The organism is Campylobacter armoricus, from assembly GCF_013372105.1.
GTDB classification, from domain to species: domain Bacteria; phylum Campylobacterota; class Campylobacteria; order Campylobacterales; family Campylobacteraceae; genus Campylobacter_D; species Campylobacter_D armoricus.
This window is the reverse complement of record NZ_CP053825.1, coordinates 256,024-269,039: the sequence shown is the minus strand read 5'-3', so window position 1 is coordinate 269,039 and position 13,016 is coordinate 256,024. Positions and strand designations below refer to the sequence as shown.

Annotated in this window: 11 protein-coding genes and 1 pseudogene; all 12 read right to left on the bottom strand. The window is 28.9% G+C overall.

Annotated elements, in window-relative coordinates; genetic code table 11:
- Positions 1-5 precede the first annotated feature (5 nt).
- Positions 6-1,721: an SLC13 family permease gene (locus CARM_RS01445; protein ID WP_139424427.1), complete on the bottom strand. Its 1,716-nt coding sequence runs from the start codon at positions 1,719-1,721 to the stop codon at positions 6-8.
- A complete protein-coding gene (gene cysN / locus CARM_RS01440; RefSeq protein WP_139424425.1) occupies positions 1,718-3,142 on the bottom strand; it encodes a sulfate adenylyltransferase subunit CysN in 1,425 nt (474 codons plus the stop codon). Before cysN ends, CARM_RS01445 begins: the two co-directional genes overlap by 4 nt.
- A complete protein-coding gene (cysD, locus tag CARM_RS01435; protein ID WP_139424423.1) occupies positions 3,142-4,035 on the bottom strand; it encodes a sulfate adenylyltransferase subunit CysD in 894 nt (297 codons plus the stop codon). The genes cysN and cysD overlap by 1 nt, the downstream gene beginning before the upstream one ends.
- Positions 4,032-4,697: a D-glycero-D-manno-heptose 1-phosphate guanosyltransferase gene (hddC, locus tag CARM_RS01430; RefSeq protein WP_139424421.1), complete on the bottom strand. Its 666-nt coding sequence runs from the start codon at positions 4,695-4,697 to the stop codon at positions 4,032-4,034. Before hddC ends, cysD begins: the two co-directional genes overlap by 4 nt.
- On the bottom strand, positions 4,685-5,290 hold the full coding sequence (gmhA2, locus tag CARM_RS01425; RefSeq protein ID WP_139424419.1) for a D-sedoheptulose 7-phosphate isomerase: 606 nt from the start codon (positions 5,288-5,290) through the stop codon (positions 4,685-4,687). Before gmhA2 ends, hddC begins: the two co-directional genes overlap by 13 nt.
- Positions 5,278-6,297, bottom strand: a complete 1,020-nt coding sequence (hddA, locus tag CARM_RS01420) for a D-glycero-D-manno-heptose 7-phosphate kinase (RefSeq protein ID WP_139424417.1) — start codon at positions 6,295-6,297, stop codon at positions 5,278-5,280. Before hddA ends, gmhA2 begins: the two co-directional genes overlap by 13 nt.
- A gap of 2 nt (positions 6,298-6,299) precedes the next feature.
- Positions 6,300-7,313: a GDP-mannose 4,6-dehydratase gene (locus CARM_RS01415; protein WP_139424415.1), complete on the bottom strand. Its 1,014-nt coding sequence runs from the start codon at positions 7,311-7,313 to the stop codon at positions 6,300-6,302.
- Positions 7,314-7,371: 58 nt separating this feature from the next.
- On the bottom strand, positions 7,372-8,433 hold the full coding sequence (locus CARM_RS01410; protein ID WP_139424413.1) for a GDP-L-fucose synthase family protein: 1,062 nt from the start codon (positions 8,431-8,433) through the stop codon (positions 7,372-7,374).
- Complete coding sequence (locus CARM_RS01405) at positions 8,430-9,551, bottom strand: GDP-L-fucose synthase family protein (RefSeq protein ID WP_176300983.1); 1,122 nt, start codon at positions 9,549-9,551, stop codon at positions 8,430-8,432. The genes CARM_RS01410 and CARM_RS01405 overlap by 4 nt, the downstream gene beginning before the upstream one ends.
- Positions 9,548-10,096 carry a dTDP-4-dehydrorhamnose 3,5-epimerase family protein gene (locus CARM_RS01400; RefSeq protein WP_139424409.1) on the bottom strand — a complete coding sequence of 183 codons (549 nt, stop codon included), beginning with the start codon at positions 10,094-10,096 and terminating at the stop codon, positions 9,548-9,550. The genes CARM_RS01405 and CARM_RS01400 overlap by 4 nt, the downstream gene beginning before the upstream one ends.
- Before the next feature lie 107 nt (positions 10,097-10,203).
- A pseudogene (locus CARM_RS08405) lies at positions 10,204-10,563 on the bottom strand (alpha-2,3-sialyltransferase); the annotation flags it as partial.
- Between the two features lie 866 nt (positions 10,564-11,429).
- Complete coding sequence (locus CARM_RS08400) at positions 11,430-13,016, bottom strand: SGNH/GDSL hydrolase family protein (protein ID WP_236103543.1); 1,587 nt, start codon at positions 13,014-13,016, stop codon at positions 11,430-11,432.

Genomic DNA, 13,016 nt, shown 5'->3' with positions numbered 1-13,016 from the left:
TTTCCTTAAAAACTGAAAAATACTGGAATTATAGTTAAAACAATAGCTGAATAAGTCAAGGAAACTATCCATCCTATTTTTATAAAATCAGTAGTTTTATACCCACAAATTGAACCTACCATCAAGTGAGTTTGATAACCATGTGGCATTAAAAACGCACAACTTGCTCCATAAGCAACTGCTAATATAAACGGAGTTGGATTAACTTCAAGTGCTAAAGCAGTGCTATAAGCGATAGGAAAAGCTAAAGCTGCAGCAGCATTATTAGTAATGATTTCAGTTAAAAGCAAAGTTAGAAGATAAATCCCTACAAAACTACCATATAATCCATACACCCCAAAAGTTCCTATAATAAATTCAGCCAAATCTCTAGCTAAACCACTATCAACTAAAACTTTAGTAATAGCCAAAGAAGATCCTACTATAATAAAAATTTCCAAAGGAAAGCGTCTTTTTACTTCATCAAAACTTATAATTTTAAATATAAACAAGCAAGCTAGAAACACTAACAGTGCTTTAAGCAAAGACACTAACTCCAAAGCCGATAAAGCAATGATGGCTAAAAACGCAAAAATAACTATAAAACTTTGAGTATTGCTTAACTTTTGATTTTGCATGATATTTGAGATAATGTAAAAGTTTTTATTGATATTATCTCTTGAGTGAAAATCCTTACCTACACTTAAAACAAGCCTATCTCCAGCTCGCAATAAACTTTGGCCAATTTTTGAAATATTTTTTGAGCCCCTTTTTAGAGCTACAATCCCAGCATCAAATTTAGCTCTAAAGTTTGCTTCTTTAACACTTTTTCCTATCAAATTTGACTCAGAATTTATAACAACATCTACTAAATTTAATGTTTCTAATTTTAAATCTTGTGAGCCAATTTGTAAGCCATCAAATTTTTTCAAAGTCTCTAAATGTGTAATATCTCCACTAAAAACTAATACATCATCTTCTTTTATAAGCTCATTATGACTAACAGGAGTGACAAGCCCATCTTTTCTTTGAATTTCAAGTAAAAACAAAAACTCTAAATTTCTTAAGCCATTTTCTTGTATAGTTTTTCCCACTAATGGGCTATTTTTCAACACTTTAACATCGATTAAATACTCATTAATGACATTTTCTCTTTCTTTATACTCAGGCAATAAAAAGTTAAAAATCAAAAGCACTATAAGCACACCAATACTTATACAAAAACCCACCGCAAAAAAATCAAAAATCTTTAAGCTTTCCAAGCCATTTTGCACTACAAAAGAATTGACTATCAAATTAGTTGAAGTACCTATCAAAGTCATCGTTCCACCAACTATGGAAAAATATGAAAGCGGAATGAGTAGTTTAGAAGGAGCTTGAAATTTGTTATTTTTTATAATACTCATAAAACTTGCCACTACTGCAGTATTATTTAAAAAAGCTGAAATACTAGCTGTAACAACTCCAAGTTTTAAAAGCGATAGATGATAATTTTTACCTATGATGAATTTAGAACACCAACTTATCACAACGCTTTTTTCTATAGCTAGCGAAACCAACAAAAGCAAAATAAGCACTATTAAAGATTCGCTCGTATAAGAGCTAAGCCAAATATTTAAATTTAAATACCCCAAAAGATAGTAAAGCACAGCTACACTACCAAATAAAACAAAAGGTTTAATTTTATTACTAATTAGCAAAATAAGCAAAAATAAAATACTTAATGTGACAATGATTTTCATATTTTTTTACATTCCCACTCAGGATAGTTTTTTCTAATGTAAGCATTAAGTTCTATTTCTGCTTGAGTATAAATTCTACTCTTTTCTTCGCTTGCTAAAATTTCTTCTACCATACCCGCTGCCAAAGTTTCATTAGAGTATTTATCTATGATGATAAAGCCTCCTAAGGCTTTATTGTCCTTATAAGCTTTAAGGGCTATTTTTTTATTAAGCTTTAAGGTACATTTAACAATATCATTGAGTTTTAATTCATCACTTTGAAATTCTTTGAAAGTATTAATGTCTTTTTTAAAATCAATTTTTTCAAATACTACATTAGTAGTTAAATTTGCTATTTTGATAAGATAGTTTTCATTTAAATTAAATTTAACCTCACTCATCCATATCACCATAGCTTTAAAAGAATTTGAAATTTCTATACTATGATTTTTAGAAGCTACTACATCACCTCTTGAAATGTCTATCTCATCTTCTAAAGTTAAAGTTATAGCACTTGGAAGGCTAGCGTTTTTAGCACTTTGAACTTTTTCATTTTTATCAGGCACATTTAGGTTTTTAATATCAGGTGTGATAATTTGTTTTACTTTGCTTGTTTTTAAAGAAGGTAAAATTACAACTTCATCTTTAGTATTTATACTACCACTAGCAATATTTCCACAAAAACCTCTAAAATTTAAATGAGGACGATTGACATATTGCACATTCATGATAAACTCATCACTCAAGCTAGTAGCAATAGGCAAAGTATCTAAAAGCTCAGATAAAGTTTTTCCATCATACCAAGGCATATTAATACTTTTAAAAGCTATGTTGTCTCCATCTAATGCACATATAGGAACAAAATGGGTTTTAATACACTCATAATTTTTTAAGCATGGTAAAATTTCTTGATAATTTTTGCAGATTGTATTAAAAATTTCTTGATTATAATCAATCAAATCCATTTTATTAACAGCAATAATAAATTGTTTTATACCAAGCAAACTCGCTATATAAGAATGCCTTTTAGTTTGAGTTAAAACTCCTTTTCTAGCATCTATAAGTATGATAGCTACATCAGCTGTACTAGCACCTGTTGCCATATTTCTAGTGTATTGCTCATGGCCTGGGGTATCTGCTATAATGAATTTTCTTTTTTCGCTTGTGAAAAATCTATATGCTACATCTATAGTTATACCTTGCTCTCTCTCGCTTGCAAGGCCATCCACTAAAAGCGCAAAATCAAGCTTTTCTCCTGCATTACTAAGCTTTTTACTATCTTTTTCTAAAGATAAAATTTGATCTTCAAAAAGCATTTTTGCATCATAAAGCATTCTACCTATAAGGGTAGATTTGCCATCATCTACACTACCACAAGTGATAAATCTACAAAGCTCTTTATTTTCATGTTCTTTTAGGTATTTTTCTACATTTGTTTTCATTAAAAATATCCCTCTTTTTTCTTTTTTTCCATACTTGCTTCTTCATCAGTGTCTATAAGCCTACCTTGTCTTTCACTTGTTTTAGAAAACAAAAGCTCTTCGATAATTTCTAAAACATTGCTAGCACTTGAATTTATAGCTCCTGTTAGCGGGTAGCAACCTAAAGTTCTAAAACGAACCAATTCTTCTTTGGCATTTTTGGCAAGTTCTTTTGGCATGCGCTCATCATCAACTAAAATTTTAGCCCCCATATATTCTACTATCGGTCGCTTTTTAGCAAAATAAAGACTTGGTAAGGGAATATTTTCTTTGTAAATATACTGCCATATATCAAGCTCAGTCCAATTACTAAGCGGGAAAACTCTTATGGATTCACCTTTTTTATGACGACCATTGTAGATATCCCATAATTCTGGGCGTTGATTTTTTGGATCCCATGAGTGGTTTTCATCACGGAAAGAATAAATTCTTTCCTTTGCACGCGATTTTTCTTCATCTCTTCTTGCACCACCAAATACTGCATCAAATTGATACAGATCAAGCATTTGTTTTAAACCTTGCGTTTTGGCAATATCTGTATGCATAGATGAGCCATGCACAAATGGAGAAAGATTTAATTCTTTGATTTTAGGATTTTGATAGATAATAAGTTCCATACCAAGCTCTTTGACTCTTTTATCTCTAAATTCTATCATCTCTTTAAATTTCCATGTAGTATCTACATGTACTAAAGGAAATGGAGGTAAACTTGGGTAAAATGCTTTTTGCAAAAGATGAAGCATAACCGAGCTATCTTTACCTATACTATAAAGCATAGCTGGTTTTTCAAACTCAGCTATAACTTCACGGATGATGTAAATGGACTGCGATTCTAAATATTCTAAATAGGTCATTTTTTATCACATAATAAAAGATAATCTTGCGGTATTCCAATATCAATAAAATAATCATCAAAAACTTGGGTTTGTATTTTCAATATCTTATAATTTATCTGCAAAAATTCTTCAAAAGAAAATTTTTTCTCTAAATCAAATTCATCAAAAATATCTTTTTTTAGCAAGTATATACCACCATTGATTAGACCTTGCTTTTTAAACACCTTTTCTTCAAAAGATGTTACAATACCTTGATCATCAACATTTACAGTGCCATATCGGTCAAAATTTTGCATTTGTTTGAGTGCGATACAAATTTTACTATCATTTAAAACAAGCTTTTTTAGATCAATATCAAATATAGTATCTCCATTTAAAACATAAGCTTGATTTTGTATCAATTTCAAGGCATCTTTTATAGCTCCACCTGTACCTAAAAGCTCTTTTTCAATATTATAGTGTATTTTCATACCTTCAAATTTTTCTTTAAAGTATTCTTGGATAAGTTCATATTTATACGAAACACTTAAAACAATTTCAGTGATTCCTTGTTTTTTTAAATATTCCAAAACAAAAACTAAAAATGGTTTTCCATTAATGGGCGCCATAGGCTTTGGGAGATCTTGTACCACACTTTTTAATCTTGTGCCAAGCCCCCCTGCTAAAACTATAGCTTGCAATCAAACCCCTTGCCAAAAAGCTCTTCTTCTACTATAGCACAGATGATATGTCCTATCAAAATATGTGCTTCTTGGATTCTTGGCGTACAAGATGATGGTACTTTGATACAATAATCACAAAGTTCATTCATAGCTCCACCACTAGCTCCGGTTAAACCTATACTTAAAATTCCTTTTTCTTTGCAAATTTCCAAAGCTTTTAAAATATTTTTACTATTTCCACTTGTAGAAATTCCTATAAATACATCTCCACTCACACCTTGAGCTTGCACTTGTCTAGCAAATAAATTTTCGTAACCATAGTCATTGCCAATGGCTGTTAAAATACTCGTATCAGTACTTAAGGCAATACTTGCAATACCAGGCCTATCAAAGTAAAATCTACTCACAAATTCCCCTGCTATATGCTGTGCATCAGCTGCGCTTCCTCCATTACCTGCTAGTAAAGTTTTATTGCCATTTTTATAAGCACTAATTACTTTTAAAGAAACTTCTTTAATTAGATCAACTATATTATCATCGTTTAAAATCTTAGTTTTAATATCGATTGAATCACTAAAATGAGATTTTATATATAAATTTAAATTTTCCATGACTTTGCTCCTTCTTTAGTGAAATAGAACTCTTGCACATATCCTTGTTGTTCGTTTAGAATTTTTTTAAGTTTATATTTTTTTATAGGATCAACCATAAAAAACATAAATCCTCCGGCACCAGCTCCACTTGTTTTGCCACTATAAGCACCATTTTCTATAGCTAAATGGTAAATTCTTTCAAGCTCATCATTGCTTACTATATCAGAGATAATCTTTTTTGACTGCCATGATTTTCCTAAAATTTGAGCTATTTTATCAAAATCAGCTCTAAATAATGCTTCTTTCATATCTAAGGCATCTTGTTTTATCGCATGCATAGCATTAAGGGAGTTTTCATCTCCTAGTTTCCCTTTTTTATGCTCTTCTATGTCTTTAGCTTCTCTGGTAATATTTGTAAAATATAACAAAACTCTAGCTTCAAGTTCGCTTGCTATCCAATTTTTTATACGCAAGGGATTAACTATCACTCTTTTTTGATCATAAAATTCCATAAAGTTAAAACCACCAAAGGTGGCAGCATATTGATCTTGTGCTCCACCTACTATAGCCATATCTTCTCGCTCAATTTCATAAGCCAAACGCGCAATCTCATACTCACCTAATGGCAAATTTAACCACTCAACAAATACTTTAATGATACCCACTACCAAAGTAGAACTACCACCAAGCCCACTACCACTTGGCACATCTGAGTAAGTATGCAAAGAAAAACTTAAAGGTTTTTTAATGTAATCTTTTACTAAGCGATTATAAATTGCTTTATAAAGATCTAGCTTGCCATCATTTTCTAAAAAATCTTTACTCTTATACTCTACTTTTGCATTAGTATCTGATGAGTCAAAGATAATTTTTTCATCATCTCTTTCTGTCAAAGTACAATGCACATATAAAGATATCGTTGCATTTAAAACATAACCTGTATATTGATCACAATATAAATTTATATCAGTGCCTCCACCGGCTAAACCTAAACGCAAAGGAGTTTGAGAACGAATTATCATGATTACTACCTATTTAGTGGGATTCTACCCATAGAGATTTCTTTTCTCCAATGATTTAATAAATCTTCAAACATCTGCCTAGCTGGAATTTCTGGCTTCCAATTGATATAACTTTTGATTTTAGTATTATCAAACATTTGGTAGTCTGCATCAATAGGACGCAATCTTTCTTCATCTTGTTCTACTTTGATATCTTTTCTTGTAGAAAAACTCAAAAGTATGTCGATAACTTCAGGAAGTTTAAAAGCTTCTTCACCTGCTATATTGAAAGCTTCACCATAAGGAACTTTGCCCTTTTCACTTTCTAATGAAAGCAAATAATAAGCCCTTATAGCATCTCTTGCATCTTGAAAAGTTCTCACACTTGATAAATTTCCTACTTTAATAATAGGTTCTTGATAACCTGCTTCAATCAACGCGATTTGCTTTGCAACAGTGCTTTCAAAGAACACATCAGAGCGTCTTGGACCACTATGAGTCCCCATCCTAGTGACATAAGTTTTTATGCCATAAGCCTCACCATAAAATCTTCCCAAATAATCAGTTCCTATTTTGCTTATACTATAAGGACTTGCACCATGAAAAGTTGTATCTTCATTTAGCTTAATACCAGCCTTTGCTCTACCATAAACTTCGCTAGAAGAGCATATATGCACTACAGGGTCATAACCATCTTTGGCTTTTAATAATCTAATATTTTCTAAAATATTTGCTGTACCTATGATATTAGTTTGTAAAGTTTCTATAGGTATATCAAAAGAAGTTTTTGGGTAAGATTGTGCGGCTAAATGAAAGATCACATCCGGTCGTTTGCTCTCAAAAAGCTTTTGAATACTTGAATAATCATTCAAATCAGCATAGAAAATATTAATTCTATCTTTTTTATTAATCCTATCACTTAAATGATAAATGTTATCCATAGGTTCTTGCCAACGCATCATGCCAATAACTTCATAATCAGTATTTTCTAATAGAAAATCCGCCATTTGTGAGCCAACTTGTCCAGTAAAACCTGTAATTAATGTTTTTTTTTTTTCATAATAAACCTTTTTTTATGAAAATAATAACATTTTTATCTTAATTCCTTATATATTTTTGCTTTAAATACCAATCATACATCATTCTAACACCCTCTTCAAGTTCGATTTTATGTTTCCAACCCAGAGAATAGATTTTATCACAACTACTAAGTTTTTGAAAAGTCCCTTCTGGTTTTATACTATTATAAAATATATTTCCCTTAAAATCAATAATTCTATTTATTAAAGAAACCAAATCTTTTATTGCCACATCTTTACCAGAGCCTATATTGATATGCGTATTTCTTATTTCGCTATATTGAGAATTATATAAGTCATTAAAGTTGATATTTTCCATCACATAAATACAAGCATCTGCCATATCATCGGCATGTAAAAATTCTCTTCTTGCATTTCCAGTTCCCCAAATTTCAACTTCATCCTCACTAATACCAAATTTTTGAAGATACTCTTTAGCTTGAATAATATCATCCATCTGTACATCTTTTAATACAAGATCATATTTTTTTTCGTTAAGTAACTTAGCCAAATGGAATTTTCTAATCAATGCTGGTAATACATGTGATTTTTCTAAATTAAAATTATCATTTAAACCATACAAAGAACAAGGCATAACAGAAATAAAGTTTGTGTTATATTGTAAATTATAAGACTCACACATTTTAAGACCTGCTATTTTAGATATAGCATAAGGTTCGTTTGTATATTCCAAAATACTTGTCAAAAGATACTCTTCTTTCATAGGCTGAGAACAGTTTTTGGGATATATACAAGCTGTTCCTAAAAATAGAAGTTTTTTTACATTATTTAAATAAGCACTGTGAATAACATTGTTTTGAATTTGCAAGTTTTGATATATAAAATCTGCTCTATAAGTATTATTAGCTAATATCCCACCTACTTTTGCAGCACATAAAAAAACATATTCTGGTTTTTCTTTTTCAAAAAAATATTTCACAGTTTGTTGATTTGTTAAATCTAGTTCTTTGTGAGATTTTAAAATAAAATTTTTATAACCTTGTTGTTGTAATTTTTTTAAAATAGCTGATCCGGTTAAACCATTATGTCCAGCTATATATATTTTGGAGTTTTTTGTCATGCTACCTCCTTATAGGTGTCACTATAAGGAGAATAAATGCAAATTATTCTATACCCCCCCCGTATGTGAGTTTTTACTTCTTTATTACGACTATTTAAATACCAATCATACATCATTTTTATTCCTTCATTGAGTTCGATTTTATGCTTCCACCCCAAAGAATGAATTTTAGAACAATCTATAATTTTTCTCATAGTACCATCTGGCTTTGAAGAATCAAATAAAATATCTCCATTGTATCCCATAACTTTAGCAATTTCAAAAGCAACTTCTTTAATAGAAAATTCAACTCCTGTTCCAATATTAATATGTACATTTTTATCTTTTTTAATGTCTTTATAATTAATATTATACATAGAAAAAATAGCAGCCGAAACAACATCATCTATATAAATAAATTCTCGTTTTGGATTACCAGTACCAAACAATATCACAAACTCCTCAGAAATTCCCATTTTAGACAAATACTCCTTAGCATATTCTAATTGCTCAACTTGAAGCTCATTCAACAAAGAATCATATTGTTTTTCTTTCAATAACTTTCCTAAATAAATCTTTCTAAAAATAGCTGGAAAAACATGTGCTGTTTCAAGATTAAAATTATCATTAGGACCATATATAGATGTCAACATTAAACTTATAAAATTTGTACCATATTGTTGATTATAAAATTCACACATCTTAGAACCAGTAATTTTAGCTAAAGCATAAGGCTCATTAATATATTGCAATTCTCCTGTCAACATACTATCTTCATGAATAGGCAAAGATGCTTTTTCAGGATAAACACAAATACTTCCAAGATAAAGCATTTTTTTGACATTATGCATATAGGAGCTTTGTATAATATTTGTTTGCATCATCAAATTTAAATATAAAAAATCTGCTCTTCTTTGAATCTGTTCCATCATTCCACCCATCTTTGCAGCAGCAAAGAATACAAAATCTGGCTTTTCTTCTCTAAAGAAACCATCAACATCATGTTGATTTAATAAATCTAATTCTTTGTGTGTTCTAGTTAATATATTATAATATCCTTGTTTTGTCAGTTCTTTTAATAATGCCGATCCAACTAACCCTGTATGTCCTGCAATATAAATCTTAGAATCTTTATTCATTTATTTTCCTTTTTTGTAGCTAAAATATCTCTTTCTGAGAGAATTGGTGAATTAGTCGGCCAATCAACGCCTATTCTTTCATCATCCCAAGCATAAGTAAATTGATCCGGTGCATCCAAATACTCACCCTCATACGCAAGTTTATAATAATAAACAGCATCTTTGGAACTAACATAATGCGAATTTCCCATATTTGGCGGTAGTAAAATTAATTGTTGATTATCTCGATTAATAATAAATTTTTCCCATTTTAAGTATGTAGGTGAATCTTTTCTACAATCAACTACAACCTGATGTACTTCTCCATAAACACAAGTAACAAGCTTCCAAGTTTTAATATCACCATGAATACCTCGTAATACATTAAAATGCGAATTTATAAATTTATCATGTTTAAATTTCAAACCTTTTGGGATAATATCCCCTAATATTTCTTCAGTAAAAGCTGTCCAAATTTCACCTCTTAAATCCCTAAATTTATTTGGAGTAATAATGTAAATACCTTTTATTTTTTTTGATTCTTTTATATTAAACTCTATCGCCATAATTTTTCCTTTCAATTCCCTAATTCCTAGCAATATCTTAACATATTCACCCTTATACTAAGTTTTATTAATTTACATAAGAACTTGACCTAATTTAAAAGATTATATCAAATTTTTCTATTCTTAAATTCTTTCTTCAACTTTCTAATTTCAAACAGCAATTTGATATACCCCCCCCCATACCAATTTTTATTAGCTTGTATAAGAGCTTGACCTAGTTTATATGTTAAGCATTCTTTTTCTTTTAAAGCTTCTTTATAATCAGGATAGTTTTCCAAAGGAGGTAATTTTAAAGAAAAGTCTTCTTTTATTTTTTCTTGGTATATTTTTTGTTCTTGTTTGAATGAAATTATTATACTTAATAATGCTATAGGCATTATTAAGTAGCCTAAAAAAGATTTAGAATTTGCTATCATAGATTGGCCTAGTTTATATGAAAGTTGGTTTTGAATTCTTGTTTTAGCTGTGCCATATTTGGTTTGGAAAGAAATAATGGTTTGAACTTCTTTAGAAAAATAATAGATCCTATTTATTTTTTTCATACCTATATTTCCAAAATTCACAAATCTATTTTTAAAATTATTCTTATAAATAACATCATATACAAAATGCAATTTGTCTTGTGATGATGTTAAAGATTTTATTTCTTTATCTATAAAGTCAAAATCAATATACTCATTAATATCTTCCTGAAAAATATAATCATCCTTAAAATAATAATTGTATTTCAATGTGTTTTTTTTATCTAGCCTATCAATATTATCTTTAATCCAAAAAATACTTTCTTTAATTTTCTTTGCTGGAATTCCTGCAAAAATATTATTAGAAAACACTTTTTTAGAACATAATATTGAATTAAAACCTATTATAGAACCAGAATAAATTCTAGATTTTTTTAAAATAGATACTCTCCTACCACACCAGACATGATCTCCTATATAAATTCCACCTCCAAAAGAAACTCTATTTTTACTACGAATATCATATATACCATGATAATCACTAGTTGTTAATAAAATTTCCCAAGAAAACAAACAGTCGTTCCCTATTAAAATGTTTTGATTTTCAATTGCAACTAAATTTGCCCCACCAGATGTTGTATTATCTCCTATATAACACAAAGAATCAGAAGCAACTTCTATATGGAAACATTGGCAATTTTCACCTAAAAATATTACTGAATTTGAGCCATAAAAATTAACTTTTATATTTTTAATATTACCAGCAATAAAAATAATATTATTACAAAAAGCATTAAAATCAATAGTAATACTATTTAAACTTTTCTCTAAATAGTAATATATAATATTATTATTCTCATCCTTGATATATTTCATTTTCTCTTCTTCAACTTTCTAATTTCAAACAGCAATTTGATATACCCCCCCCCATACCAATTTTTATTAGCTTGTATAAGAGCTTGACCTAGTTTATATGTTAAGCATTCTTTTTCTTTTAAAGCTTCTTTATAATCAGGATAGTTTTCCAAAGGAGGTAATTTTAAAGAAAAGTCTTCTTTTATTTTTTCTTGGTATATTTTTTGTTCTTGTTTGAATGAAATTATTATACTTAATAATGCTATAGGCATTATTAAGTAGCCTAAAAAAGATTTAGAATTTGCTATCATAGATTGGCCTAGTTTATATGAAAGTTGGTTTTGAATTCTTGTTTTAGCTGTGCCATATTTGGTTTGGAAAGATAGTTTTTCTTCTATTTTAATTAAAACATCTTTTAGAAAACTCGCTTGATTATCTTGTTTTAATGTTCTAGAATTTGCTATAAGACAATATTCATTAATAATTTCTTTATATTTTTCAATAGGCGGTATTAAGTACTCAAAATCATAACAAGATGAAAGTGTATTATCGCTTGCAAATACTTTATCCAAATCATCTTGAATCAACTCTCCATTTAAAAGGAGCACCGAAACTAAATCTAGATGATTTGCAGTATTAAATGGTTCCCAAGTTCTAGCATTATGATAAAATTCACTAAAATTATTTTCTTCAGAGTTAAAAATAAAAGTAAAATCATCCACATAAATTTCTTTCTGAATAGAAACAATCATATTCATAAAATTAGTTGGTTTGCTTATTCGTATCTTTCTATTTTCCAATACAAAAGGGGATATAGTGTGTACTAATGTATTCCAATCTTTCTTCATAATTTTATTCATATTTGTATTATCTGTGTTATTCCAAGTATGAATTGCGAGAATTTTATAGCCATAATATTTTTTATCAAATTTTATTCTATTTCCATTTTTTATTCGTAAATATTGTTCACTCATAAAAGAATTTTGAATTGTATGTTTTCTATGCTCACTAAAACAATAAATTTTAAATTCAAGTTTTGGATAATTACTTAAGCAAATAGTTTTTTTAAAATTTTCGATTTGTCCTAAAATATTAGTAGCTAACTCTCTCATAATAAAACCAAATTGATGACTGCCATCCCAAGCCTTTGCAATATCTTCAAGATTATATTTTTCATAATATTTTTGCATATCTATTAAATTAAATGAGTATTTTTTAGTCAAATATTTAACAATACTATTTACCTTATTGACTATATCGCAGTAAAAGAAAAATGGAGTAATAAGCACAAGAGTTCTTTTATTTAATTTATTTAATTCTAAAAATAAAAATTCCATATCTCGATAAATCAATTCTAATGGTAACCTCTCGTACTCATTTGCACAACTTTGAATTTCATTTACATTGGAATTTAAAATAATTAAATCAGCATTCTCAAATAATTTACGATTTTTTTCTTTTTTTAACTCATATAACAATTGGATTGATGTTGTACCTCCAAGAGATAAATTAGCAAAACTAATTTCATCTATGTTAAAAACAGATGAAAATCCATTTTGGATTAAAAAGCTACTTCCTCCAAGCAATATAATATTTTTTTTCAT